Genomic DNA, 26176 nt, shown 5'->3' with positions numbered 1-26176 from the left:
CAGTTGAAGCCGTTGGCGGTGTATGTCGCGAGTATGGCTAGTCTCGGCTGATTTCCGCTTCGACCTTCTTGCGGGAATTCCCCGCGGTCTTCACCGCTTTTTTGACTGTTTCCTTCGGCACCCCTTGCTTCTTCGCTTCGCAGCGGACGTCGCGATCCTGTCCGGCGGCGACCTTAGCTCGATCCTGTGCTCTACCTCGGGACGTGCTTGCCATTTGCATTCCTCCTTGCGATTTCGATCGATGGAAAGGGACGCCGATCAAGAAGTTCCACAAACTACGTCGCAAGGCACTCCACTCAAATGGCACTCCACTCAGATGCCGCAGTGATTGTCATCATGGTCGATTGCGCCGCCCGCATTGGCGATTTCGCCTAGCCGGCGATCCGGCTGGTGCCACGCTCGGTCATCTCGCCGACCATGGCGGCGATGGCTTCCAACCCGTACGGCTTTGGCACAAAGACCGCGTCTCCAGGCAGTTCGTCGGCCTGCAGACGATGTCCACCCGATGCGATGATGACCGGCACGTCTCTATGGGTGGTGGAAATCATCTTCGCCAAGTCAAGGCCACTCAGCCCTCCGGGCATGTCGATGTCCGTGATGACGGCGTCGATCTTGCGCTGTCCGAGTACCGCCACGGCTTCAAGCACGTTTGCAGCCTCGACGACGTCAAAGCCTTCGTTTGCAAGTGTGTCGGCAAGCACAATCCTAATGAGGAACTCGTCTTCGACGATGAGAACCGTACGCTGATACATGGCACTCTCCGCTCGTGGTTACGAGATGAACTCGTTTGTCGAGATTTAGATCGCCCTCGAAACGGAGTATTTTCCAACATATTTAATAAAATCCGAACGTTCTGACGCAACGCAGAGGGAACGGCGGGACTGCCGGCTTTTGAATGTGGTTTGGCAGAAACAGTATGACAGGATGTTTGAAGAAGCCCCACGGCAAGCGATGGTCAGCTCCATCGACACGTACTTGAAGGAGACGACATGTCATCAAGGAGATCGCCAGAAACAGCCAGCAGTGTCGGATGAGATCATGCTGGCGCTGACAAATAAGATCAGCACGATACCGAACCAGGAACCCGCCTGATTGGCGGGCCTGTGGGTGCCACCTACCAACGAGAAAATTTCGACACTATCTAGGACCCATGCCGAGACGCGAGCAGCACGATATCGAACTTGTCCGTACATGGACCTTGTCGTCCTCCATGACGATGGGATCGTCCGTGCGGGCGAAGGGCATCCTTCAGGAAATCCAGGCCCGGCTTCCGTTGGTCTCGAAGAAGTCGGTCTCGCTGGAGGGCGGCGAAATAACTCTTGCGATGCCGGCTGGCGGCAAGACGGCGTTTAACGCGGCGGTGGCGGTGGTGGCTAAGGCGCTGGAGGAGGCCGAGGCCCTGCCCGTCATCCCGCGCGAGATCGAGGATATCCTTGGGATGAAGACAAGCGAGCGGCATCGCTGGCTCGCGGACGGGCGCCTGCCGAGCGCAGGAATGAGAACCGTCAGACTGGCCGGGCGAGCCCGCCGGATCACCTTCCACATTTTCGATCCGAAGGTCGTGGAGGACCTTCTCGACCGTGGCGCCGTCGGCGAATGGCGTGTGGAGGACGCGGAGGCTAGGGCGGAGAAGCGCAGGAAGGCCGCATATCAGGACAAGGTGGCGCGGTCGTCGAAGAAATCCTCCAAGCGTCCGAGAGAAACGGATCATGACACCAGGGATGCCCAGACTGGACTTCAAGGATGGGAGGAGTTCGACCTCGACGGACTACTCCATTAGCTGCGGCTCCCTACCAAACCGACGGGAGCGTGAGCGAGAGGAAATCATGCGTCAGCTCGCCTCTGCTGTGGGGAATGAGCACATATAGACACTGAGCCGCGTGCGACCTGACAAGTCTGCAGACGATGAAAAGGATATCGGCACATCAACAAGCCAGGGTAGTTTAAGCCTTCTCCGCACGTGCCACTGTGGCGCGCCAGCAGTTGGAACAAAACGACTGGCCTTAAGTTGGAAGCCGGGTCGCGCGGCAGGTCTCTCACTCCTGGACCTGCAAATCGGTCAGCGCGATCCTATGGATGTGCTCAAAAACTTGCCCGCCCCGGCGGGCTTTTTTGTTCCGGAGTCGCATCAGCGGGAACAAAGGATAGTTTTCTAAGTCAAACCTCCCGGGATCGCGCGGTGGGCTTGTCCTGCCCTTCCTTCAAATGAAACCGTGCGGTCCCACCATCCTTCACCCCCGTATCGGAGTGCAGATCTTCCGTCGACGTCACGTTGTCTTCCTCACGAAAAAGAAGCCAAGTACTCTCTTCAAACAGATTCGGGCTTTTACGAGAGCTCAGGATCTCTAAAATGCCGATACAAGGATGATAATGGTGACGAATGTTCCGACGAGCATAGACCCCCCATCAGCAATTCCGCAACATGCGAACCGGTCGGGTGTCTCAGCTGTTGATGGATGTCGAAAATCGCCATCGCACCCGCAACCATCCAACTTGCCAGTGCGACGGCCGAAAGGACCGTCATCCAATTCATTGCATCCATCATCGTCTCCTCTCTAACACTACCGAACCAGTAGCAGCGACATATGGTTCCCGGCCATCGATGAGCGGTCCGTAAGCGTACAGATCGATTGACGGGTCTGGCTTGGGAACCGACGAGGCAATTGCGTCCATGATATCTGCACGATCGGTCGCGCCTGCTGCTGCTTCCCAATTCGATAAACGGCCCGCCATCGCAGTCCCGAAGTCTCCCCAGGACGGCCACCTTGAACTGGATGGCTTTGTTCCGGCTTCATCGCGCTTCTCCACTGCGCGTCAGCAATCTCAGGCGTTACCGGCAGTCTTGCAGCCACATCCGAGGGTCGCTCACCTGGCAGCGGCAAGAGAGGGAACTTCTGCCCAGAAAGCAGGTTAGACATCGGTTCCATTGAGAAAACGATGAAAGTTTTTCCCGCTTCCACATTGCTCAGAATCCTGCCCATACCTGCTAATGCCGCCCGGCTTCGCACTTGTCGGGGCCGGCGAGGCCGGGGCCCCGAAGGGCGTCAATCCCATCGATATCCGGCACGGTTCTCGGCTCGTCGACATCCAATTTCCAGCGGCTCAAGCGACGACATTGAAGGAGATAACCTTGACCATCCAGCTTCCGCTCGAAGACAGCGATCTTGCCCCAGCAACCGAGACCGGGTCAGGCGTCTTGGCCATCCTGCCGGATCTTGCCTATCGGCGCATGTCGATCGTCAACGTGATCTTCTATGGCGAACCAGCGATGGATAAGGCCTGGGTCCTGATCGACACCGGCCTGGCGACCTCGGGAAAGGCAATCATCGAGGCAGCCGAGCATCGGTTCGGTCATGCAAGGCCACCTTCGGCGATTCTCATGACCCATGGTCATTTTGATCACGCCGGCGCGCTGGAAGCGCTAGCCCGGCACTGGGACGTGCCGGTCTATGCTCATCCACTTGAATTTCCTTACCTGCGCGGCGAAAACTCCTATCCACCGGCCGATCCTCTGGTTGGCGGAGGCGCAATGGCGCTGCTGTCACCGCTTTATCCGCGATCGCCCGTCGACATCGGGCAATGGTTAAGGGCGCTGCCGGCGGATGGAAGCACGCCGTTCATGCCGGGCTGGACATGGTTGCACACGCCTGGGCACACGCCCGGACATGTTTCATTCTGGCGCGCCTCCGACAGATGTCTGATTGCTGGCGATGCGATCATCACAACAGGTCAGGAATCGGTCTATGAGGTGCTGACTCAGCGCCCTGAAATGCACGGGCCACCACGTTACATGACCTCCGACTGGCAGGAGGCAATGGACTCGGTCGTCGAACTCGCCGCCCTCGAACCGGAGACGATAATCGCGGGTCATGGCCGGCCTATGCGCGGCCCGAATGTGACGGCACGTCTCCACGAGCTGGCGGACAATTTCGCGGAGATTGCAATCCCGACGACAATGCGCCCGAACAATCGGTGACGGCGGCATCCCCTTGCCTGGCGCTTGGTTCAGTGGCGATTTCGGATGTTGCCTCCTAGGCACCAGGCACCCGTCGGGCAGCAGCTTATAGCCGATCGATCGATCAATCAGGCATTCCAAATGACAGCAGCTTCAATTCGGCCTTCGAATAAAGCTGCGCGCGGTATTGATCACGAGGAACAATGACGATGCCTGCTTGTTTTGCCTCCCGCAAACTCACCAAGGAGATCGACATGTCAGAAGACACCCTACGTCCGAAGCCCCCCTATCCAGAACAACGGCAAGAGCCCCCTGGCAGCACGCAGAAGATGCAGCCTGTTCCCGATCACGGCGAACGCTCCTACAAGGGCAACGGCAGACTCGAAGGCAAGGTCGCGCTGATCACCGGCGCCGATTCGGGCATCGGCAAAGCGGTGGCGATCGCCTTTGCGCGCGAAGGTGCCGACATCTTGATCTCTTATCTCGATGAAGATGAAGACGCCCGCGATACGGCCAAATGGGTCGAGGACGCGGGAAGGAAGGCAGTGATTGCTGCCGGCGACATCAAGTCGGAGGACCATTGCCGAGGCCTGGTCGACCAGGCGATTGCCACGTTCGGGCAGATCGACGTCCTCGTCAACAATGCGGCCTTCCAGCGCACCTACCAGGATATCGGCGACATCTCAAGCCAAGAGTGGGACGAGACATTTCGCACCAACATTTATGCGCCGTTCTTCCTATCGAAGGCAGCTATCGCTCATATGCGGCCTGGCAGCGCCATCATCAACACAACCTCGATCCAGTCGCGCCAGCCTTCACCGCAGCTTCTCGCCTACGCGTCGACCAAAGGAGCAGTGCTGAACTTCACTGCCGGTCTCGCGGAAATGGTCGCCGGCAAGGGAATACGGGTCAACGCCGTTGCGCCGGGTCCTATCTGGACGCCGCTGATCCCCTCCACCATGCCGGCTGAAAAGACTTCCAAATTTGGCGAGCAAACGCTGATCGGGCGTGCCGGTCAGCCGGCAGAGCTTGCCGGCGCCTACGTGCTTCTTGCCAGTGACCTTGGCAGCTACATGACGGGTGCGGTGATCCCCGTTACCGGCGGCGAGATCATGATCTAGCAGTTCCTGCCGGAGGCAGTGCGAACCGCGGCCAACGCATCGGCTTGCCGCCGCAAACAGGACCATACATCAGGTGGCGCTTGGCGGCTGCGTGAAGAAGGACCCCGGGCTGAGTCGAGAGCAGCAGACAAAACGGCTTTCCTGTTTCGTGCATAGGAACAAGAGCGCGATCCTCAGGTTAGGTGCGGACAAACCAAGTATCGAAAGGAAAAACGATGGCAGATAATGAAACCCGCGACGTATTCATCGTCGGCCTACGGAACGCCCACGCCATGGAAAACCAGGCGCTTTCCATCATGAAGCCGCAGCTCAGCCGGATTGAAAACTATCCGGAAGTAGCTGAGAAGCTCCGTCATCACATCACCGAGACGGAAGGCCAGATCCGCCGCGTCGAGGAGATCTTGGCAGGTCTCGACGAGGACCACTCGACTCTGAAGGACGTGGCTCTATCGATTACCGGTTCTATTGCTGCACTAGGCCATACCGTGGCGGGTGACGAGATCCTGAAGAACTCTTTCGCCAACTTCGCGTTCGAGAACTACGAAATCGCGGCCTATAAGTCGCTATTGACTGTGGCAGAGGCTGGAGGTTTCATGGCAGCCGTTGCCGGATTAAAGACGAATCTTGCCGAGGAAGAGGCGATGGCAAGCTGGCTCGCCTCTCATGTCGCGCTGCTGACGCAGAAGTTTCTGTCGCTGCGGGAATCGGGCAGAACCGCGAAGGTCTGAGTGTCTTCCAGCGAACAACCAAAGAAGGCATTGTCCGTGCCCCTCCGAAGGGAGCGTGCAGCATCTGCCAAAGCCCGCTGCGCGCAAGCGCGGAACGGGTGACACGTTCCGATCGCCTCCTGCCGGTGCCCTTCGTTCAGCGCTTGCGGCCTTGGTTAGAGCTGGACGGACTGGAATTGACATCTCGCCCTATCACGGCCTTGGCTGCTGGAGGCGTCTTATGCGCGGTTGCGTCTTCCGAGCCTGGCAACTCCGCTCGCCTTGCCGTCCCTAAACAGGATCGGCATCTTGACATGCTTAGCGCAAGCATAGGACACACAGTTGGCGAAGCTAAGTTGGGCGGGATGGCCCCTTTCCCTTGCCGTAAACGGCAAAGGCTTCCACCGCCGGGGGATCGCATCGGTGATCGAACCACGGTAATTTTGGCCGCCTGAACAAAAGCGTCGAACATCTCCTGGGTATGAAGTACCTCCAGCCCTAGGCGCTGCCTTTGATACGGCGCGTTGCGAGATCATGTTAAAAAGCTGCTGAGTCCGCATCGGGCGACGTGCTGGAATTCTTAAGCTCGATACGCTATATGACCATCTACATGGTCAGGAGCTTAACATGGATGCGATCAATCTGGCGGATGCCAAAGCCCATCTGAGCGAGCTGGTCGATCGGGTCGAAGCCGGTGACTCGATCGACATCACCCGTCGTGGCAAGCTAGTGGCGCGGCTCACCGCAGTCCCCAAGCCACGCAAAAAGATCGATGCAGCGCTGCTTCAATCGCTGACGGCGACAATGCCGCCTCCGTCCCAGAGCGCTGCCGATCTCGTGCGGTCGATGAGGGATGGCGATCGTTACTGATGCTCTATCTCGACACGTCGCTGATCGTTGCGGCGCTCTCAAACGAAGCAACGACACCACACGTTCAGGCATGGCTGGCGGATCAGGACCCGGCACAGCTCCTGATCAGCGACTGGACCGTCACCGAGATGTCGTCGGCCATGGCGATCAAGCTGCGGACCGGGCAGATCACGCTTGAGCAGCGCGCGGCGGCGCTTGCCATGTTCAACAAGATCATTGCCGAGAGCTTCACTGTGCTCAGCGTGACGGGCGCACAGTTTCGGGCGGCAGCGAGGTTTGCCGATCAGCATGCGCTTGGGCTGCGCGCCGGCGATGCGCTGCATCTTGCCATCGCATCAGAGCAGGGCGCGACGGTGCACACGCTCGACCAGCGGCTCGCCGACGCCGGGCCAGCGCTCGGTATACCGGCGCGGTTGCTGGCATGATCCCGGCATTTTCTGCAAGCTTGCTCTGCCAGAATGCTCCGGCAGCGATCTGCACTATAGGACGGACGAGGATGTGCTGACTTGATAAGAACTAGCCACTCCGCTAATCGCAGGTAGGGTCGTTGTCATAGCCTTGCTGCATGAACTCACAACTTGCTCGATGAACTGCCAATCCCACGAAGCGGACCGTTAGATACCTAGGGGCAGAACTCCTCCCATCCGTTACGCCCAACGCATTCTCCTGCACTATCCGGCAGACGGCCAGTTCGACGGTTCTTCGATCTTCCCGCTTTTAGACCTCCAAAGGGAACGTTCTCGGAGCCTTACTAACTCCTTCTCAATGACGTAAAGAATGGCATGTTGGTCGGCCCCCTGCTCCATAAGATCGATAACAAGAGCTTCGAGACGAGGGCCAACTTCAGAGAGAATGTTACGCGTTGGCATGTGAAGCTTCCTCCTTGGAGCAGAAACCTCGACCGTCGAGGTCGGTTCCCATCACGAAGAGAAGAAGGCATCGGACACCTCCCGATCCGACGCTGGAAGATCACCTCCCGGCCACCGCCGAAGCTGCTGCCTTGGTGGTCGAAGGCGCAAAAAGATTGCCGCTGCACCAGCTAGTCGACCGACTGCTATCGATACTTGCCAAATAGTAATCTGGGGCGGCCTGCGCCGGGTTCTTTACCTATAAGCAGCCGCGCTTGCTTGGAGGCACTGATTCCCTGGTTGCATTCGAATATCACCACAGCGTCGCCTCTCGGCCAAGGAGCAGCTCGAAACATTGAATTCCTAGCACCCCTTGCAGTTTCGACGGAATGGTAACCGGAGCCGGGTAGCCAAAAACGACGAGTGATTGCTGCCGTTGGACCGCGAAATAGGAATTCTATGCGGCGCGAAGCTTTGACATGCTGTCATTAATGCCCATTGGCGGCTTCACCATCGCAATCGACAGACTGCACAAAACCTCGGTTTCAGCCGACGCACGCGCGCGATTTCGGAACGAAAACCTGAGGCCGACGTTGGGCTCGAGCCACGCACGCTTGGTCGTTCCGTGTGCGGAGATCCAATGACGATGACTGGCAAAGGCGCGACCGCTTCCAAAACAATATCTGGCACGCGGCGCTACGCGGTCGGAGCCGAACGCGTCTGCGGCATGATCTCGTTCCGTATCTGGGCACCATCGCACGAACGCGTTTACCTCGTGCTCGACGATGGCGCCGAACACCCGATGCAGACTGAAGAGGACGGTTATTTCCGGTTTGACCTAGCAGATGCGGGGCCGGGACTGCGCTATCGCTATCGGCTGGGCGACGGAAGAGAGCTCTATGCTGACCCGGCATCGCGCTTTCAGCCGGAGGGCCCTTCCGGCTTTTCGACGGTGGTCGACCCATTCCACTACGACTGGCGCGATCACGACTGGGGAGGCGTCGAGGCAGACAGGCAGGTTCTCTACGAAATCCATATCGGCACCTTCACGACGGAGGGAACCTATTCTGCTGGGGCCAAGAAACTTCGACTGCTGAAGGACATCGGGATCACCTGCTTGGAGATGATGCCGGTCAACGAATTTTGCGGGGCCTTTGGCTGGGGCTACGACGGGGTACTGCCTTACGCGCCGAGTCACCTTTACGGCACGCCTGATGATCTGAGGTCCTTCGTAGACGAGGCCCACACTGTTGGGCTGGGCGTGATCCTCGACGTCGTCTACAATCATTTCGGCGCAGGCGAGCGATATGCGGCCTTCACACCCGACTATTTTACCGATCGTTACGCCAATGAGTGGGGCAGGTCGATCAACTACGATGGCAAAAACTCCCAAGGTGTGCGCACCTTCATTGCCGGGAACGCAGCCTACTGGATCGACGAGTTTCACTTCGACGGGTTGAGGATCGATGCCACGCAGGCGCTCTTCGACAGCAGCGACGAGCACATCCTCGCGGTCATAGCACGCGAGGCTCGGGCAGCAGCCAAGGGCAAGTCCGTATACCTCGTCGGCGAGAATGAACCTCAGGACACACGCCTGGTCAAACCGGCAGATCACGGCGGGTTCGGTCTCGATTCAGTATGGAACGACGATTTCCACCATTCAGCCGCCGTTGCCCTGACGGGAAGGAATGACGCCTATTACCACGATCACCACGGAATGGCGCAAGAGTTTGTTTCGGCAGCAAAATATGGCTACCTTTTTCAGGGGCAAAGGTATGACTGGCAAAACGCGAGCCGTGGACGGCCGGGCCTCGACTTGAAGACGACAAATTTCGTTCATTTCCTGCAAAACCACGATCAGATTGCCAATTCTGGCACCGGCGAGCGGATCGAAAGGCTCGCGTCGCCTTCGCGTATGCGGGCAATGACAGCACTCCTCCTGCTTGGACCGCAAACGCCGATGCTGTTCCAGGGGCAGGAATTTGGCGCCTCGAGCCCCTTCTTTTATTTCGCTGATCAAACTGGTGAGTTCGAAGCGATCGTCCGAAACGGGCGCCTTGACTTCCTCAGGCAGTTTCCGAACCTCGAAGACGACGTTTTTAGTTTCGTCATGCCAAAGCCAGGTGACCGTTCTACATTCGAACGGTCAAAGCTGGACTGGAGTGCTTTCGACGCCAACAGCCATATCGTTTCCCTGCACCGCGATCTCTTGCGCCTGCGACGCGAGAGCAAAGCGTTCGCGCAAGAGGCAAATGATCTGAGCGCATCGATCGATGGAAGCGTGCTCGGCCGCTCGGCCTTCCTTCTGCGTTACTTCGCAACGAAGGCGGCAGACGAACGTTTGCTCATCGTCAATTTCGGCCACAACCTTGAGGTCTCCAGTCTAGCGGACCCGCTCTTTGCACCTCCCGCCGGTTGCCAGTGGAACGTCGAATGGTCGAGTGAAGATCTTGTCTACGGAGGACGTGGCAAACGACCCATTAACGTTCAGCGGCGGTGGGTGCTCGACGCCGATTGCGCGCTTGTCTTCGCGCCGCGACGGACCGGTCGACAAGAGGCCCCTGATGGTAAATCGCTTCGGCAATGGCAGAAAGCTATATCCAACGTCTGAACAGCCATCGGCCAGTCAGCTTGCCGCATCCTCGTTTCTTCTTATCGACACCTTATTACGCGCCTTGGGACCAGTCCTTACCGCGTTACCGGCATATGAAAGCTGCGGTTGCCATGTCATACGAGAGTCAAGTTTTCCGCGATCGCCGACCCCCGCTTGAGTGCGTCCGCATGCATTCAATCTGTGTCGCCGTCAGCCGATTTCTCGGAACGTAATCGAATAGCGAAGCTTATCGACCGGCGGAATGGAATGCTCCCATTCGCAGCGCGACGGACCGGAGAGGATGTAGGCCGAGCCGGGTTCGGCGATTATCGAGGCACGCTCCCACTTGCTGCCGATGCGGCGTCGCAGCCTAAAGGTGCAAGGCGACAGCAACGAGATCCCGACCACCCTGCCGAACACCTTCTTGTCTTTGTGCCAGCCAATGGGCGCGCCCGGCGAATATTCGGTGACGAGTGCCTGTTGCAGTTGATCCGGCTCGATACCGGCGAATGCTGCCGCAAGGCCGCGCACTCGCAGAAGGAACGGTGGGATGTCGTCAGTACGGCTCACCCGCTCAGTGCCGAAATCATATTTCCAGCCGTAGGAAATCACCCGACGCTTGCCCTCGAAGCCGTGAAAGTCGAACGGCTTCAGCGGCAATTGCTGTATCTCGCGAAGGAGGTCCGACTGGTCGGCCCCTGGAATGATGTCGGGCTCGTAGCGAAACCCCTCAGGCAGAGCCGGCGCGCCGGTCCCAAACAGGTCGCCTTGCGCAATAGCCATGGTCGCTTCTCCTGTCTTTCTGCTGTCTTGCTTTAAAAGGGGCCGGCACGGCCTCCGACATTGTTGTCTCTGACGATGGTGAAGCCCTGTTGTTCAGATCTTCGTCGTTGACGGAGATCAGCCAAGCTGCTCGGCAATGATCGCCTTCAGTTCAGCGCGCCTCAGCAGGCACGGGTACGGCTTCTTAATCTTGGAAGCCCGTTCGGTGCCTTCGCGCTGATCGAGCGGCGCCAGCTTTGACGAGCCTGCGGCGCTGTTTGATTTGGTCAATTGGAATCCTTTTTCCGCCACGCAAGCGCAAAAGCAGTTGAGCGAATAAGCGCTTAGTCGTCTGCACCCTCAAGGGTCTGCAGTGGCGATGTCGATTATGTGAGGGATATCGTATAGATAGGACTAGTCGGAGGAATTACAAGCCTGCCGCCGGTCCCGGCTCCCCTGTCGATCAAAACGGCGCTCGACGCGATCGGGGAGCAGCCACGATCAGCCGGCGCCACTCGCCGCTGCGCAATGACCAATGACCAATGACATTCTCCGCATCCGAACCGGAACATTCAACCCGAAGGGTCGTTAGGCCCGAGTTCAACGGAGGACGCCACATGTACCATCACGTCAAGAAGCTCATGTACACCGTTCGCGTAGATGAGCCTGATCCCCGATTCGGAAATATGCTCCTTGAGCAGTTCGGTGGCGCCAACGGGGAGCTCGCGGCGGCGATGCAATACTCGATCCAGGGTCTCAACTGCGAGGATGCCGGTCGCAAAGACCTTCTGATGGATATCGGCACGGAGGAGCTCAGTCATCTCGAAATCGTTGGCACGCTCGCCAGAATGCATCTCAAACCGTTGAAGTCCGTTCGCGAGGAGGCCGAAGCCGATCCTCTGATCGCCATTGCTGGCGGCGGCGGCGTGAACCTTTTCAATTCGATGGGAAACCCCTGGACGGCGGACTATCTCAAGATTACCGGCGAATTAGACGTAGACCTGCGAAGCAACATCGCTGCTGAAGCCCGCGCGAAGATTGTTTATGAACGGCTCATCGATTTCTGTCGTGATCCTGGTACGAAGGATGCCCTGCAATTTCTCATGACAAGGGAGATCACCCATATGCGAGCCTTCCAGCTTGCCCTCGAAAGCTTGGGCAAACCTCCCCTCAGTGTTGGAAGGATTGCTCCTACACCAGGGTTGGTCGACCAGTTCTTCAACGACTCGACCGGCGAAGGCGATCTCGGCGAGGTCGATACTCGTGGACCGTGGAACGAAGGAGAACCCTGGAAATTCGTGGAGGCTCCAGCATTTCAAGGTTTCAAGGCCGTCGGGGACGCTGCACCGGCCATAGAAGCGAGAAGCGCACCGCCGGAACGTTCTGAAGCGATCCAGGCGGTTCTCGTGGACGAGCTTCGCGACCTGCTGCACGCAGAAAAGCAACTGCTGAAGGCGCTACCAAAAATGCAGAAGGCAGCTCGCGCCCAGCAACTCCACACATTGCTGCAGAAGCATCTTGCCGAGACCGAAGTCCAGGTCGAACGGCTGAACGAGTGTCTGCGAATACTCGGGTCCGCGGCGAGGGCAAAACCCTGCAAGGGAATGGCGGGCCTGGTCGAGGAAGGCGAAGAGGTTATGGCTGAAGGCAGGAAGAAAGAAGACGCTGCTGCGGACCTAGCTCTTATCGGGGCAGCGTTGCGCGTCGAGCATTACGAAATCGCCGCCTATACCACCGCTCGCAATCTTGCCCTGCAGCTTGCACAGCCGGCGGTCGCTCGATTGCTAACATTGTCACTGGGCGAGGAGCAGAACGCGGGCCATCTGTTGGATCAGGTTGCCCAACCGCTGATGTCGGCGGCAAGGATGCCTTCCAGCGTCCGTTGATGTCGCCGGTTAACGATTGGGTGACGTCACCATCACAGAACCAACGGCGGCGGATCATCCGTTGCTACGAATGCGCTCGACGTTGCCTTCAGTCATCCTTTGCCACCAGAGGCGCTCCTGAAACTGCTCGCACCGGGCCATTCAAGCGATGGCCGCCTTTTCCCGAAGTGCACGGTCGAGCGCGGTTCGTAATTGTTCTTGAGTGAACGGTTTCGTCATCCGCGATATGCCGTAATGGGCCAGATCTTCCTGGAGATCAGCATAACCGGACGCAAGAATAACGGGAATAGCGGGATGGGAGGTATGAATATGACGAGCCAAGGCGGCGCCCGTCATTCCCGGCATTACGTGGTCGGTCAGCACGAGATCGCAATGATTATCACCTGCCAACAAAAGCATTGCCTGAGAAGCCGAGGCAGCCTCGATCGTGCGATGTCCCAAGTCCTCCAGCATCGCGATCGTTCCTAACCTGACCAGGGCGTCGTCATCGACCACGAGAACCGTAAGCTGGGCGGAGATTGATGAGCTTGGCTGGGCAGCATTTTCGAGCGCTGCCGGCGACCTCTCCTCAACCGGGTCGGTTACAGGCAACCAAATGGAAACAGTTGTTCCTGATCCCTTATGGCTGAATAGCTGGAGCAGCCCCCCAGACTGGGCTGCCAATCCATGAACCATGGACAGGCCGAGGCCAGTCCCCTTACCAATCCCTTTGGTTGTGAAAAATGGTTCCGCAGCCCGGGAAAGTGTCGCCTCATCCATGCCTTCGCCAGTGTCGGATACAGAGATCCGCAAATAAGTGCCACCCTTTAGCGACGAAGGGAGGTCGGCTTCAGCAACTGCAGCCTCCACAGTTACGCTGCCGCCGTCCTCCATCGCATCTCGAGCATTGACGAACAGATTGAGCAAAGCGAGCTCGAGTTGGTGGCGGTCGATCAGGATCAACGGCAATGAAGACGGGATTCTCTTTTCAATCGCAATGCGAGGTCCCACCGCCTTGCTCAAAAGGTCTTCGACATCATCGAAGAGGCCGGCAAAGTCCACTGCCTGCGGCTTCAGATCCTGCCGGCGCGCGAACGACAGGAGGCGCTGCGTCAAAGCCGTGCCACGCTCGGCGGCCTGGAGAGCGTTGGCGATGAGACGTTCGCTCTGTTCGTCGTTAGGGATTCGCTTTTTCAGCAGATTCAGGCTGCCGAGGATCGCCATCAGCAGATTGTTGAAATCATGCGCCACCCCACCAGTCAGTTGCCCGATCGTGTCGAGCTTCTGGGCTTCAAACAGCTGCGCAAGTGCTTCTTCGCGTTCCTGTGTCTTTTGCTCGATCCGTTGCTCAAGCTCGTCGTTCAGCTGACGCAATTGCGCTGACGATGCCTCGAGCTCGGCCGTGCGCTGGTGCACCCGTGCCTCGAGGTCAGCATTCAGATGTTCGAGCTCCCGCGTTTTGCGGTACAGATCAGCGAAGACTCTGACTTTGGCGCGCAGAACCTCTGGAACGATAGGAACCGAGACGTAATCGACGGCGCCGGCCTCATATCCCCGCAGTCGATCGGGCTCCGCCATCATCACGGCAGAGACGAAAATGATGGCGGTATTCTGATAGCGCGGATGCCCTCTGATCATGCTTACCAGCTCGAAACCGTCCTGTTCGGGCATGCAGACATCGACAAGGATGACCGCGATTTCGTTGCGCAGTAGATGCTCAAGCGCCTCGCGGCCGGATTGCGCCTTGATGAGGTTCTCACCGAGTTCTTGGAGGACGACCTCGTAACTCAAGAGTTTTGCCGGTTGGTCATCGACCAGAAGGATATTGACTGGATTCATGGCCAGATCCTCAGCGATGCAGCCACATGCGGAGCGCCGAGAGAAGCTGCTCCGTATTGACCGGCTTGGCGAGATAGTCCGATGCACCGGCCTCCAGACATTTTTCCCGGTCGCCCTTCATCGCCTTGGCGGTTAGCGCCAGAATCGGCAATCGTTGAAACCTGGGATCCGCGCGGATGATCTTCATGGTCTCATAACCATCCATGCCCGGCATCATGATGTCCATCAGCACAATCGCCACAGATGGTTTGTTGTGGATCACTTCGATCGCCTCAGTGCCTGTGGTCGCAGTGAGTATCTTCATGCCGCGACGTTCCAGCACGCTGCTGAGTGCGAAGATGTTGCGTGCATCGTCGTCAACAAGCAGAACCGTTTCACCGACGAGGTTCTCGTCGGAGCTATGCAATTCTTCCAGCATTGCCTGCTTGGCGGCCGGCATGTCGGCGACGACGCGGTGCAGAAAAAGCGCCGTCTCGTCCAGCAAACGCTCGGGCGACTCGACACCTTTGACCACGACGCTTCGAGCCATGCCGTGCAGCCGAGCGTCCTCTTCGGGAGAAAGCTCGCGTCCTGTGAAGACCACAACCGGAACCTCACCGATCTCGCCGTCGTCACGCATCTGTTCCAGCACTTCGAACCCCGACATGTCGGGCAGCGAAAGATCGAGTACGACGCAGTCGACAGGTTCCGTCCTCAGCGCCGCGAGCGCCTCAGACCCAGAGCCAACGCTTGCAATGTCGATGTCGTCATTGCCGAGAAGCGCAGTGACGCTTATCCGCTCGGCTTCATCATCTTCAACCAAAAGAAGACGCTTGCGCCGCTCCTGTGTGTAGGATTTCAGCCGCGATAAAGCCTTGGTCAGTCCTTCGGGCGTCGTCGGTTTATTCATGAACGCGAACGCACCTTGCGTCAGCCCATGCTGTCGGTCTTCGTCGAGACTGATGATCTGCACGGGAATGTGCCTTGTGTGCGGATTTTGTTTGAGTTGACTCAATACCGACCATCCCAGCATGTCGGGAAGGAAGATGTCGAGCGAGACGGCGGCCGGTTTGTATTGCTGCGCCAGAGCAAGGGCGTCGGCGCCACGCGATGCGACCAGGACCTTAAAGCCGCTGTCGTGAGCCAGGTCCACCAGAACCCGCGCATAATGAGGATCGTCCTCCACAATCAGAAGAACGATGTCGTTCGACGTAATCTGGGCCCGGTCGTCGTCGACGTGCTCGCCCGATTTTTCGGCGCGCCGAGTGGCAGCGGCTTCTGCAAGCTGCACGACATTGTTCGAGGTCGAAAGTTCTGTCCGGGCGATCCCGCTGCCGACATAGGTCAAAGGAAGGTAGAGGACGAACGTACTTCCCACGCCTGGTGCGCTGCGCAGTTGGATCTCGCCTCCGAGGAGGTTCGCAAGCTCTCGACTGATGGCAAGACCAAGTCCCGTGCCGCCATACTTGCGGCTCGTCGAAGCATCGGCTTGCTGGAAGGCCTCAAAAATGATGCGCTGCTTTTCGGGCGGGATACCGATGCCTGTGTCTGCGACCTCAAAGGCGATAACCGAGGGCGCGTGCTTCAACGACGGATGATCGGCAGACCATCCGTCTTTCACAACATTCACGCGCAGTGTTACCCCTCCCTCGGCAGTAAACTTGAACGCGTTCGATAACAGGTTCTTCAGTATCTGCTGAAGTCTTTTGGAATCGGTGATGATGCTCTTGGCGACGTCGTCTCCGACCTCTACCCCAAATGTCAGGCCGCGGTTGTCCGCCTCGTGACGGAATGGCCGCCCCATCACCTCGAGCAGGTTTTGAATGAAGATTTCCTCCGCATCGACCGAGACCGTGCCGGATTCGATCTTCGACAGGTCGAGGATATCGCTGATGAGATTGAGCAGATCGGTGCCCGCCCCATGGATGGTCTTTGCGAACTCCACCTGTTTGCTCGACAGATTCCCCTCTGGATTGTCGCCCAGCTGTTGCCCGAGGATCAGGATCGAGTTGAGCGGTGTGCGAAGCTCGTGTGACATGTTGGCGAGGAATTCGGACTTGTATTTTGAAGTCAGTGCAAGCTCGGCTGCTTTCTCCTCGAGGGCCCGGCGGGCCCGCTCGATTTCCTGGTTCTTCGCTTCGACCTCGACATTGCGTTCTTCGAGCTGCTGGGCTTTCTGCTCGAGCTGTTCGTTCGTCTGCTGAAGTTCACGCTGCTGGGCCTGCAGTTCGGCGGCGAGTTGCTGCGATTGCTTGAGGAGCCCTTCGGTCTGCATCGTCGCCTCGATTGAATTGAGGACGATGCCGATGGAGGTCGTCAACTGGTCGAGGAACGATACCTGCAGCTCGGTGAAACTGCCTGCCGACGCAAGTTCGATGACCGCCTTGACCTGCCCCTCGAAGTGGACGGGAAGGACGATGGCGCTCCGCGGCAGGGTCGAAAACACGCCCGAATTGATCGGAACGACGTTGTCGGGAAGGTTCGTGATCAGGATTCGGCGAGCGTCGCTTGCGCATTGCCCGACCAGCCCCTGACCAAATTCGAGGCGGTCCGGATGGGCGGCCTCGATGCCTTGGGCGTAGACCGACAGCAACGAGAGCATCGGCCGGGTCGCGTCAATGTCGTCGACCTGGTAGATGACGCCTTGATGGGCGCCGACCAACGGAGCAAGTTCTGAAAGCAGCATTTTTCCGACCCGCGTGAGGTCGCGCTGGCCCTGCAGCATGTTGGTGAAACGAGCAAGATTGGTCTTCAGCCAGTCCTGCTCCGTGTTGCGCTCCGTTGTCAGGCGCAGGTTGTCGATCATCGTATTAATGTTGTCCTTCAGCTCCGCCACCTCACCGCGTGCCTCGACCTGGATCGAGCGGGTCAGGTCGCCCTTGGTGACCGCGGTGGCGACCTCGGCGATCGCGCGAACCTGCGTGGTGAGATTTGCAGCCAGAAGATTGACGTTGCCCGTGAGGTCTTTCCAGGTGCCGGCGGTGCCCGGCACGTTCGCCTGGCCGCCCAGGCGACCCTCAACACCCACCTCGCGCGCCACGGTCGTCACCTGGTCGGCGAAGGTGGCGAGCGTATTGGTCATGTTGTTGATGGTTTCGGCAAGCGCGGCTACTTCGCCCTTTGAGGCGACGGTGAGATTCTGCTTAAGATCGCCATTCGCAACGGCCGTCACCACCTTGACGATGCCGCGCACCTGTTCTGTAAGGTTTGCGGCCATGACGTTGACGGTATCTGTCAGGTCCTTCCAAGTGCCGGCGACGCCAGGCACCTGCGCCTGGCCACCAAGTTTGCCTTCGGTACCGACTTCACGCGCCACACGGGTCACTTCACCGGCGAAGGCGTTTAACTGATCCACCATGGTGTTAATGGTGTTCTTGAGCTCGAGGATCTCTCCTTTGACGTCGACCGTGATCTTGCGCGACAGATCGCCTCGCGCAACGGCAGTCGTTACTTCCGCGATATTGCGCACCTGGGTCGTTAAATTGGCAGCAAGCAGGTTGACGTTGTCAGTAAGGTCCTTCCATGTGCCGGCCACGCCTGGAACGACGGCCTGTCCTCCGAGCCGGCCGTCGGTGCCGACTTCGCGCGCCACGCGTGTCACTTCGCCTGCGAAGGACCGGAGCTGGTCGACCATCGTGTTGAGTGTGTCCTTCAAAAGCAGGATTTCTCCACGGACGTCCACGGTGATCTTGCGCGACAGGTCGCCATTGGCGATGGCCGTTGCGACCTCGGCGATATTGCGCACCTGCGCGGTGAGGTTGCCGGCCATGGAGTTGACGCTGTCGGTCAGGTCCTTCCAAGTCCCGGCCACACCGGGCACCTGCGCCTGGCCCCCGAGTTTGCCCTCGGTTCCGACTTCGCGGGCAACGCGCGTCACTTCACCGGCAAAGGCATTCAATTGGTCGACCATCGTGTTGATGGTATTCTTGAGCTCGAGGATTTCGCCTTTCACGTCGACGGTGATTTTGCGCGACAGGTCACCTCGCGCCACCGCCGTCGTCACTTCGGCAATGTTGCGCACCTGGCCGGTCAGGTTCGAGGCCATCGAATTGACGTTCTCGGTCAAGTCCTTCCAGGTGCCGGCAACACCTGGCACCTGAGCCTGGCCGCCGAGCTTGCCTTCCGTGCCAACCTCGCGCGCCACGCGTGTCACTTCCGAGGCAAACCGATTGAGCTGGTCTACCATCGTATTCAAGGTTTCCTTAAGTTCCAGGATTTCGCCGGACACGGTCACGGTGATTTTCTTCGACAGGTCGCCATTCGCGATCGCCGTCGAAACTTCAGCGATGTTGCGCACCTGCGCGGTCAAATTACCGGCCATGAAATTCACGCTGTCGGTCAGATCCTTCCAGGTTCCTGCCACACCTAGGACGTTCGCCTGGCCGCCAAGCCGACCTTCGGTGCCGACCTCGCGTGCGACGCGCGTTACTTCACCGGCAAAGCCGTTCAACTGATCAACCATCGTGTTGATGGTCTCCTTCAGACCGAGAATCTCTCCCGAAACCGTCACAGTGATCTTCTTCGACAAGTCTCCCTGGGCAACCGCTGTGGCGACCTCGGCGATATTGCGGACCTGCGCAGTGAGGTTGGATGCCATCGAGTTGACCGAATCCGTCAGATCTTTCCACGTGCCGGCGACGCCGCGAACATTTGCCTGTCCGCCGAGCTGTCCCTCCGTTCCGACCTCTCGCGCGACACGCGTGACCTCGGAGGCAAAGGCGTTCAGCTGGTCGACCATCGTATTGATCGTCTCCTTGAGCTCAAGGATTTCGCCCTTCACGTCGACGGTGATCTTCTTGGATAGGTCGCCGTTGGCGATTGCGGTCGAAACCTCGGCAATATTGCGCACCTGCGAGGTGAGATTACCCGCCATCGAGTTGACGTTTTCGGTCAGATCCTTCCAGGTGCCTGCAACGCCTGTGACGTTGGCTTGCCCGCCGAGCCGGCCTTCCGTACCAACCTCGCGGGCGACGCGCGTCACTTCCGACGCAAAGGCGTTCAGCTGGTCGACCATCGTGTTGATTGTTTCCTTGAGCTCAAGGATCTCGCCCGAAACGGTCACAGTGATCTTCTTCGACAAGTCGCCATTGGCGATCGCAGTCGACACCTCGGCAATATTGCGAACCTGTGCGGTCAGGTTCGATGCCATCGAATTGACGTTATCGGTCAGATCCTTCCATGTGCCCGCCACACCCGGAACCTGGGCCTGGCCGCCGAGCCTACCTTCCGTTCCGACTTCACGGGCGACGCGTGTCACTTCCCCGGCAAAGCCGTTCAATTGGTCGACCATCGTATTGATGGTCTCCTTCAATTCCAGTATTTCGCCCGAGACGTTCACGGTAATCTTGCGAGAAAGGTCACCGCGCGCCACAGCGGTCGTGACCTGGGCGATGTTTCGCACCTGGGCCGTCAAGTTTCCGCACATCGCGTTGACCGAGTCGGTCAAATCCTTCCAGGTGCCAGCGACGCCCGGTACCAGCGCTTGACCGCCGAGTTTACCTTCCGTTCCGACCTCGCGGGCGACGCGGGTGACTTCGGACGCGAAAGAGCGGAGCTGGTCCACCATCGTGTTAATGGCCTCCTTGAGCTGCAGGATTTCGCCGCGAACGTCGACCGTGATCTTTTTGGAAAGGTCCCCATTCGCCACGGCAATCGTGACGTCGGCGATGTTCCGGACCTGGGCGGTCAGGTTCGAGGCCATGGAATTGACACTCTCCGTCAAATCCTTCCATACGCCGGTCACCTCGCGCACCTGCGCTTGTCCGCCGAGCTTTCCATCAGTGCCGACCTCACGAGCGACGCGGGTGACTTCGGAGGTGAACACACTGAGCTGTTTGATCATCGTGTTGACGATGTCGGCTGAGCGCAGAAATTCCCCTTTCAACGGCCGGCCGTCGACATCGAGCGGCACGGTTTGCAGAAGATCGCCTTTAGCGACGGCAGTAATCGTGCGGGTAACGGCGGTCGTCGGCCAGAGAAGATCTGCGATCAACTGATTGATTGATCCCTCCATATCCGACCAAGATCCATCCGAAAGACCGAATCGAACCCGCGTGCTTGTCTGACCATCCCGGCCGACGACCTGGCCGACATGTTCCAGTTGCTGCGCCATTCGCTGATTGGCTGCGATGATGTCGTTGAGCGCATCGGCGACCTTTCCGGTCACCCCTGTCAAGTCCGATCGCATTCGAACAGAAAAATCGCCGCGCCTAACTGCCGAGAGGATCTCTAGTAACACACCTGCTTGGCGAGCCTCGATACCACTTGCGTGAAGCTCGCTTTCATCGATGCTCGCGTATTGATCATGCTCTAGCTCAGCATTTTGATTGGTCATGGAATTTCCCTTCAACGATGACGAAGATCTAGAGCGGTGCCTTCAAATTGCCACGGTGCGACTGGCCGCCGCATTGGACAAATTCTGCCGGAACATCATCGCCTGCCGTGGAGAGCACAAATTACGCAAATCATGCCAAGACCGGCCGGGACCAGCATCACCAGCGTCACCAGCGAAAAGGCATGGTCACGGGTAAATGAGCGTGAACAAGTCAAGGCTTGAACCTCGAGAAAAATTGAATGCGCTCGCTGAGCAGACTACCTACCCAGTGTCACTCTTGCAGAATTCCATTGCGGCGCGGAGAAATCGGCTGGCGATATGGCTTGGCAGCTGTCGAGCATTTCGCGCCGCGGCTGGATATCGTCGCGTTCGGGCAGAAAATGCGACGTCTTTGATCGTGACCTTCTGTTCAAAGAGCCGATGAAGGCACGGCGTCTATTTCTCGCGCAACGCGGTGGGCATGGGGAGACATAATCGAATTCGCGCTTATTCCCGCTATCCCGAGAAGCGAGGCCGCGATATGGAGTGATTTCTAGCACACAAATCGAGTGAAGTTAGTTGGTCCACCGACCTCGAATTCTTGATAACCTTCTGGCGCGCAAAGAACCAATCGTCGTTCTCGATGCGCCTGCCGGCATGGGGAAAACTGCGGCCCTCATCGAAATCGCAGCTTATCTTGGCGTGGATTTCCAGAACGAGTTTTTGATGGCCGAGCGGGACGGCGACATTATCTGCACGACTCCGGACCTCATCACGTTGCTCGAAGCTGAATCCGGCGCCCCGGTCACCGCGGATTCCCTGCGCTACGGCCTGCGGCTTGTCGCGCTTGCCTTTCCATGCAATCCGCAATGGCAGACACCAGCCGGGATCGCGCTCGTCGGGCCCAGATATTTCGGCTATGACACCGACTACAGACCCTATCCGTTCATCTAGGCGCCTAACTTTTCCAGTCGGCGCTTGAGCTAGGCCGACTGGACACGGAAAGACCGAAATACTCGGGTGACGCCTGTCGCGGAGGCCCGGAAGAATAAGAAGCATGTCGCCACCGTCGCTGTCGCCGACGCGTCCTCAAGCGCATCGAGGTCGTCCTCGCCATTGCGATGATCGGAGACTTCGAAGCAACCTTCGGCGACGTTCGCTCCTTAATGGATGCGCGTTGATCGCGCGTCGAAGAGCGGCCGGACTTACCGGCAATCCGTCTGTGATCGCGCACCGTTGGCGCCTCAATGGTCGTAGCTCTTCCTCGGATATCCAAAAAAACATCGATCAAGGCAGTGGCTTTTGCAGGGCCAAGCACTCAGCGTTCGTTCTTGCGCTCGCGCAACGCGTCAAGGCTACGCCGATACTTTTCCGTGTTGCCCCCGGTTTGATCAGCCTGCCACAGATTGTCCTCCAGGTCGGCTTGTTTAACGAGAAAGGCCATGGCATTGGACGCCGCGCGCCTGACAAGCTCTTCATCCGACTCCGCCGACCGGCGGGTCAAAGCGTCCACGGCAGAGACGACCGACGGCGGAAACCCTTCTTCCTTCAGCCGGTCGAGCGTCCATCCCTTCCCCTTCTCTACGATATCATGGAGATAGGCGATCGTTCTCGCCTCGTCACCGGAAACGAGAAGTGCGACCCTCTGACAGTGCTCAAAGTAAGGCCGACCGACCTTGTCTGTCTGACCCTCATGCGCCTCGAGAGCGATCTGGATTGCATGATCGAGATGCTGCATGGTCGTAACCGCCCTCCTGTCCTTATCTTCTGCAGTGATGGCTGCTCACCCGCCGCTCCCTACGATGGCAGCGGTCCGAACTTTCATACGGCGTCAAAGTTCCAGCCTGCTGACATCTCCAGCTTCGCCAGGTGCTGTCGGCCCCATCGCGTTGAGGCAGCTCTTTTCAATCGACATCCGATCACGGAAACATCGAAGACCGGGGTCGGATCCCTCCGCTCGATCGCTCATCTCAATGGCGTCCGCAGTCTGGCAGCAATCGACAATCCGCTGAAAGCGCCTGGTCAGGCTTACCCATGTCGCTACCGCCTTCAGCCCCGTCGTTCTGGCGGAACGAAGCGGCAATCGTCATACGTGGAAAACCGCCTGCATGTCCCGGCGTCGCTAATCGGCGGGCCCTGAAGCGAGTGTGCGCCTTTATAGCGTAACGACAATATCCTTGGCGTTGTCCTAACACCGCCAGACCGGTCGGTATCAGCGCCCCGTTGCAGCATGACCAGGCATCTCGACCGGACTTGAACCAGGATCTCGGCCCCGGCGCCCATATCACCTGAAAGAAATTCTTTTCGGAGACTGAAATTCATATGCCTGGACTTACCCTGACCATCGACCGACCCTTGGCGTCATAGATGGTTGCCAGGATCCCTGGCGGATGCTGCGCGGAGGCGATATGTCGTTCAAATTTGACGGTGGTGATCCGCTCTTAGCAAAAGCCGCCGCGCTCGCAAAGGCATTCCAACAGGACGCGGTCGAACGGGACAAGCAGGGAGGAAGGCCGCTCGAACAGATCAGGCTTTTAAAGGAGAGTGGCCTGCCCGCGGCTCAGATCGCCAAAACCTACGGAGGACAGGGAGCTTCCTGGGTGACGATCCTTCGCATCGTGCGAGAGTTCGCCAAAACGGACGGGTCGCTTGCGCATCTCTTCGGTTATCACCACCTGCCGCTCAACCTCATCGTCTTTCGCGGTTCGAACGCTCAAAAGGACAGGTGGCTGAGCGGGTCGGCGGCGGGCAATTGGATGTGGAGCAATTCCGGCAATGCCATGTCGAAGACCTCGACGGGTGAAAAGACCAGGGGCGGCTGGACGATCAACGGAAGCCGGCCCTTTTCGTCGGGCTCGCATATCGCCGATTATATCCAAATATCGTGGGAAAACTCAGCTGGTGAACGCCAGACTGCGGCAGTCCCTGCCGATCGCCAAGGGATCGAGATCGCCGACGACTGGGATGGGATTGGGCAGCGGCAGACCGGCAGCGGGACGGTCCATTTCCGCGACCTCCAGATCGACGACGACGAGGTGATTAGCGCGCCTTCGGTGCCTCTGACGCCTTATGCCTCCCTTATCTCGCTTCTTCAGCAGAGCGTCCTTCTCAACGTGTTCGTTGGCAGTGCCCAGGGCATTCTGGAAGAAGGCCGCGACTATACGGTGAGCTCGTCACGACCGTGGATCTATTCGGGTGTGGAACGTCATATCGATGATCCCTGGATCAAACGCCAATATGGCGAGCTTTATATCCGCACTCTTGCCGCAGCGGAGCTTGCCGATAAGGCTGCCCAAAGCCTCGACGTCGCCTATGCGCACGGGCCGTCCTTAAGCCACGCAGATCGCGGCGCCGCCGCCATCGATATCGCCACGGCCAATCTTTATGCCGGCGAGGGTTGGCCTTGCAGTTTCAAGTGAAGTCTTCGAGGTCATGGGCGCGCGTTCCGCCACGCAGGCCTACGGCTTCGACCGCTTCTGGCGCAATGTCCGCACCCACACGCTCCACAATCCCGCCGAATACAAGAAGCGCACGGTCGGCGCCTTTGTATTGACCGGCGAATTCCCTGTACCGGCCATGTACCGCTGAAAGGACATCCGATGGCAAGACGCAAGGACCAGATCAAGCTCGGCGCCTTCCTGCTCTTCACCGGCCACCATGTTGCCGCCTGGCGCCATCCCCAGGCTTCGGTGGGGGTCGATTTCGAAAACTATCTTGAACTCGCCCGTCTTGCGGAAGCTGCGAAGTTCGATGCGATCTTCTTTGCCGATGGCGTGGCGGCCCGGTTGAAGGACGTGGAAGCGGCAAGCCGCAAGGCCCATAGCGGCATCTACCCCTTCGAGCCGATCACTTTGCTTTCCGCACTTTCGTCAGTCACGCGCAATATCGGCCTGATCGCCACCGCCTCGACGAGCTTTTCCGATCCTTTTAACCTTGCCCGGCAGTTCGCCTCGCTCGACCGGTTGAGCGGGGGGCGGGCGGGCTGGAACCTCGTTACCTCTTCCGATCCCGACGCCGCCTATAATTTCGGCCATGATGAACAGATCCTACATGCCGACCGCTACGAGCGTGCCGAAGAATTCGCAGATGTCGTGCTCGGCCTCTGGGACAGCTTTGAGGACGATACCTTTATCCGTGACAGGCAGTCGGGGGCGCTATTTCGATCCTCGCAAGCTTCACCGGCTCGATCACAGCGGCAAGCACTTCAAGGTGCGTGGTCCTCTTAACATCCCGCGCTCACCGCAAGGCCGGCCCGTTGTGGTGCAGGCGGGTGCGTCCGAGCCCGGAAAGGAGCTTGCGGCGCGCACTGCAGACGCCATATTCGCCGCCCAGATCACCCTTGAGGAGGCGGTTGCCTTTTATGCCGACGCGTCAAAGGCCGGCTCGCCAAGTTCGGCCGCTCGCATGACGATCTGAAGATCCTCCCCGGCATCTTCCCGGTTGTCGGGAAAACCGAATCCGAAGCACAGGAAAAATTCGAATCTCTGCAGGCGCTCATCCAGCCCGAGGTCGGCTTGAACCTGATCTCCCAGCTCTCCGGCGTCGACCTTTCAGCCTACCCACTCGACGGGCCGGTGCCTGACAACCCGCCGGCGACTAATGCCGGCAAGAGCCGCCAGGCTTTGGTCCTCGAACTTGCGCGACGCGAGAACCTCTCGATCCGCCAGCTCTATCTTCGTATCGCCGGTGCGCGCGGCCATTGGCAGGTAGTCGGCACGCCGGCTCAGATCGCCGATGTGCTCGAGGAGCGTTTCGAAAATTACGGTGCCGACGGCTTCAACGTCATGGCGCCCTTGATGCCCGGCGGGCTTGCCGACTTCATCGAGCACGTCGTTCCGGAACTGCGCCGCCGTGGCCTCTTCCGAACGGAATACGAAGGCGCGACGCTCCGCGAAAACCTAGGCCTCACGCGCCCGGCAAACCGCTTTACAGATCCCGGCAACGCCGCGGCGGCAGAATAAGGAAAAACAGATGAGCCACGACAAGCTTTACCTTATCCAACCGGGTTTTTCCGATCCCAAGAAACCGGGCGCCAGCTTCGTCTGCCCCTATTGCAATGCCATCGAAGGGCTCCTGGCCTCCTTCCCGAATCTTGCGCGCAAAATCGAGGTTGAGAGGGTTGCCTTTCCGCGACCGCGAACAAGCGTGATCACAGCCGTCGGCGAAGAGCACCAGTCATTGCCGGTGCTTGTGCTCGGCAAGGACGCACCTGACGATGCCGAGCACTGGAATGGCGTGCGTTTTGTCAACAAAACCGATCGCATCCTCGAACTGCTTGCCGAGCGCCATGGCTTCCCGCGGCTTCACAACTGAAGGAAAGGTGC

General features: G+C 58.6%; 18 protein-coding genes and 2 pseudogenes. 12 read left to right on the top strand and 8 right to left on the bottom strand.

Annotated features, from left to right (window positions below; genetic code table 11):
- Positions 1 to 37: 37 nt before the first annotated feature.
- Together FHX15_RS29615 and FHX15_RS29610 are read right to left on the bottom strand one after the other, a co-directional pair.
- Positions 38 to 220 (bottom strand): DUF3606 domain-containing protein, encoded by a 183-nt coding sequence (locus tag FHX15_RS29615; RefSeq protein WP_409527051.1) that lies wholly within the window; start codon positions 218 to 220, stop codon positions 38 to 40.
- Positions 221 to 371: 151 nt separating this feature from the next.
- Positions 372 to 752, bottom strand: coding sequence for a response regulator (locus FHX15_RS29610; RefSeq protein ID WP_184401897.1), 381 nt, complete (start codon positions 750 to 752; stop codon positions 372 to 374).
- Positions 753 to 1150: 398 nt separating this feature from the next.
- On the opposite strand from FHX15_RS29610, the gene FHX15_RS29605 reads away from it, so the two are divergent.
- Positions 1151 to 1780 (top strand): hypothetical protein, encoded by a 630-nt coding sequence (locus tag FHX15_RS29605; RefSeq protein WP_184401896.1) that lies wholly within the window; start codon positions 1151 to 1153, stop codon positions 1778 to 1780.
- 1350 nt (positions 1781 to 3130) lie between these two features.
- Positions 3131 to 3976: an MBL fold metallo-hydrolase gene (locus FHX15_RS29600; protein WP_184401895.1), complete on the top strand. Its 846-nt coding sequence runs from the start codon at positions 3131 to 3133 to the stop codon at positions 3974 to 3976.
- Positions 3977 to 4079: 103 nt separating this feature from the next.
- Here FHX15_RS29600 and FHX15_RS31520 read toward each other — a convergent pair whose 3' ends face one another.
- The gene (locus tag FHX15_RS31520; protein ID WP_281413836.1) at positions 4080 to 4211 is read right to left on the bottom strand and encodes a hypothetical protein; all 132 of its coding nucleotides are present in this window, start codon (positions 4209 to 4211) and stop codon (positions 4080 to 4082) included.
- Between FHX15_RS31520 and FHX15_RS29595 the strand changes: the two genes are divergently transcribed.
- The 5 genes from FHX15_RS29595 to treZ all read left to right on the top strand — a co-directional run bounded on the left by FHX15_RS29595 (position 4210) and on the right by treZ (position 10112).
- Complete coding sequence (locus FHX15_RS29595) at positions 4210 to 5076, top strand: SDR family oxidoreductase (RefSeq protein ID WP_184401894.1); 867 nt, start codon at positions 4210 to 4212, stop codon at positions 5074 to 5076. The genes FHX15_RS31520 and FHX15_RS29595 overlap by 2 nt on opposite strands.
- Before the next feature lie 215 nt (positions 5077 to 5291).
- On the top strand, positions 5292 to 5804 hold the full coding sequence (locus FHX15_RS29590; protein WP_184401893.1) for a ferritin-like domain-containing protein: 513 nt from the start codon (positions 5292 to 5294) through the stop codon (positions 5802 to 5804).
- Positions 5805 to 6410: 606 nt separating this feature from the next.
- Complete coding sequence (locus tag FHX15_RS29585) at positions 6411 to 6653, top strand: type II toxin-antitoxin system Phd/YefM family antitoxin (RefSeq protein WP_184401892.1); 243 nt, start codon at positions 6411 to 6413, stop codon at positions 6651 to 6653.
- The gene (locus tag FHX15_RS29580) at positions 6653 to 7078 is read left to right on the top strand and encodes a type II toxin-antitoxin system VapC family toxin (RefSeq protein ID WP_184401891.1); all 426 of its coding nucleotides are present in this window, start codon (positions 6653 to 6655) and stop codon (positions 7076 to 7078) included. Before FHX15_RS29585 ends, FHX15_RS29580 begins: the two co-directional genes overlap by 1 nt.
- Positions 7079 to 8141: 1063 nt before the next feature.
- Complete coding sequence (treZ, locus tag FHX15_RS29575; RefSeq protein WP_246779144.1) at positions 8142 to 10112, top strand: malto-oligosyltrehalose trehalohydrolase; 1971 nt, start codon at positions 8142 to 8144, stop codon at positions 10110 to 10112.
- A gap of 192 nt (positions 10113 to 10304) precedes the next feature.
- Here treZ and FHX15_RS29570 read toward each other — a convergent pair whose 3' ends face one another.
- On the bottom strand, positions 10305 to 10877 hold the full coding sequence (locus tag FHX15_RS29570; RefSeq protein WP_184401890.1) for an alpha-ketoglutarate-dependent dioxygenase AlkB: 573 nt from the start codon (positions 10875 to 10877) through the stop codon (positions 10305 to 10307).
- Positions 10878 to 10994: 117 nt separating this feature from the next.
- Positions 10995 to 11147, bottom strand: a complete 153-nt coding sequence (locus tag FHX15_RS29565; RefSeq protein WP_184401889.1) for a hypothetical protein — start codon at positions 11145 to 11147, stop codon at positions 10995 to 10997.
- Between the two features lie 326 nt (positions 11148 to 11473).
- Between FHX15_RS29565 and FHX15_RS29560 the strand changes: the two genes are divergently transcribed.
- On the top strand, positions 11474 to 12742 hold the full coding sequence (locus FHX15_RS29560) for a DUF892 family protein (protein WP_184401888.1): 1269 nt from the start codon (positions 11474 to 11476) through the stop codon (positions 12740 to 12742).
- Between the two features lie 141 nt (positions 12743 to 12883).
- On the opposite strand, the gene FHX15_RS29555 is transcribed toward FHX15_RS29560, so the two are convergent.
- Entirely contained in the window at positions 12884 to 14560 is a 1677-nt protein-coding gene (locus tag FHX15_RS29555; RefSeq protein ID WP_184401887.1) for a response regulator, read from the bottom strand.
- A gap of 10 nt (positions 14561 to 14570) precedes the next feature.
- The gene (locus tag FHX15_RS29550; protein WP_409527050.1) at positions 14571 to 20873 is read right to left on the bottom strand and encodes a HAMP domain-containing protein; all 6303 of its coding nucleotides are present in this window, start codon (positions 20871 to 20873) and stop codon (positions 14571 to 14573) included.
- Between the two features lie 558 nt (positions 20874 to 21431).
- Between FHX15_RS29550 and FHX15_RS29545 the strand changes: the two genes are divergently transcribed.
- The gene (locus FHX15_RS29545) at positions 21432 to 21806 is read left to right on the top strand and encodes a DUF917 family protein (protein ID WP_246779143.1); all 375 of its coding nucleotides are present in this window, start codon (positions 21432 to 21434) and stop codon (positions 21804 to 21806) included.
- A gap of 364 nt (positions 21807 to 22170) precedes the next feature.
- Here the strand turns inward: FHX15_RS29545 and FHX15_RS29540 are convergent, their stop codons facing one another.
- Complete coding sequence (locus tag FHX15_RS29540; RefSeq protein ID WP_184401886.1) at positions 22171 to 22590, bottom strand: HD domain-containing protein; 420 nt, start codon at positions 22588 to 22590, stop codon at positions 22171 to 22173.
- 670 nt (positions 22591 to 23260) lie between these two features.
- On the opposite strand from FHX15_RS29540, the pseudogene FHX15_RS29535 reads away from it, so the two are divergent.
- The 3 genes and pseudogenes from FHX15_RS29535 to FHX15_RS29525 all read left to right on the top strand — a co-directional run bounded on the left by FHX15_RS29535 (position 23261) and on the right by FHX15_RS29525 (position 26165).
- A pseudogene (locus tag FHX15_RS29535) lies at positions 23261 to 24440 on the top strand (acyl-CoA dehydrogenase family protein).
- An 11-nt stretch (positions 24441 to 24451) separates the two neighbouring features.
- Positions 24452 to 25813: pseudogene (locus FHX15_RS29530) on the top strand (LLM class flavin-dependent oxidoreductase).
- Between the two features lie 10 nt (positions 25814 to 25823).
- On the top strand, positions 25824 to 26165 hold the full coding sequence (locus FHX15_RS29525; protein WP_184401885.1) for a DUF3088 domain-containing protein: 342 nt from the start codon (positions 25824 to 25826) through the stop codon (positions 26163 to 26165).
- Positions 26166 to 26176: the final 11 nt, after the last annotated feature.

It is taken from the genome of Rhizobium sp. BK650, assembly GCF_014195325.1.
GTDB lineage: Bacteria > Pseudomonadota > Alphaproteobacteria > Rhizobiales > Rhizobiaceae > Rhizobium.
This window is presented reverse-complemented; position numbering and strand designations above follow the sequence as displayed.

Coding starts and splice junctions, on each gene's coding strand:
- FHX15_RS29610 (WP_184401897.1), bottom strand. CDS start 752: ATGTATCAGCGTACGGTTCTCATCGTCGAAGACGAGTTCCTCATTAGG.
- FHX15_RS29560 (WP_184401888.1), top strand. CDS start 11,474: ATGTACCATCACGTCAAGAAGCTCATGTACACCGTTCGCGTAGATGAG.
- FHX15_RS29595 (WP_184401894.1), top strand. CDS start 4,210: ATGTCAGAAGACACCCTACGTCCGAAGCCCCCCTATCCAGAACAACGG.
- FHX15_RS29540 (WP_184401886.1), bottom strand. CDS start 22,590: ATGCAGCATCTCGATCATGCAATCCAGATCGCTCTCGAGGCGCATGAG.
- FHX15_RS29615 (WP_409527051.1), bottom strand. CDS start 220: ATGCAAATGGCAAGCACGTCCCGAGGTAGAGCACAGGATCGAGCTAAG.
- FHX15_RS29570 (WP_184401890.1), bottom strand. CDS start 10,877: ATGGCTATTGCGCAAGGCGACCTGTTTGGGACCGGCGCGCCGGCTCTG.
- FHX15_RS29550 (WP_409527050.1), bottom strand. CDS start 20,873: ATGACCAATCAAAATGCTGAGCTAGAGCATGATCAATACGCGAGCATC.
- FHX15_RS29590 (WP_184401893.1), top strand. CDS start 5,292: ATGGCAGATAATGAAACCCGCGACGTATTCATCGTCGGCCTACGGAAC.
- treZ (WP_246779144.1), top strand. CDS start 8,142: ATGACGATGACTGGCAAAGGCGCGACCGCTTCCAAAACAATATCTGGC.
- FHX15_RS29605 (WP_184401896.1), top strand. CDS start 1,151: ATGCCGAGACGCGAGCAGCACGATATCGAACTTGTCCGTACATGGACC.
- FHX15_RS29580 (WP_184401891.1), top strand. CDS start 6,653: ATGCTCTATCTCGACACGTCGCTGATCGTTGCGGCGCTCTCAAACGAA.
- FHX15_RS31520 (WP_281413836.1), bottom strand. CDS start 4,211: ATGTCGATCTCCTTGGTGAGTTTGCGGGAGGCAAAACAAGCAGGCATC.
- FHX15_RS29525 (WP_184401885.1), top strand. CDS start 25,824: ATGAGCCACGACAAGCTTTACCTTATCCAACCGGGTTTTTCCGATCCC.
- FHX15_RS29585 (WP_184401892.1), top strand. CDS start 6,411: ATGGATGCGATCAATCTGGCGGATGCCAAAGCCCATCTGAGCGAGCTG.
- FHX15_RS29555 (WP_184401887.1), bottom strand. CDS start 14,560: ATGAATCCAGTCAATATCCTTCTGGTCGATGACCAACCGGCAAAACTC.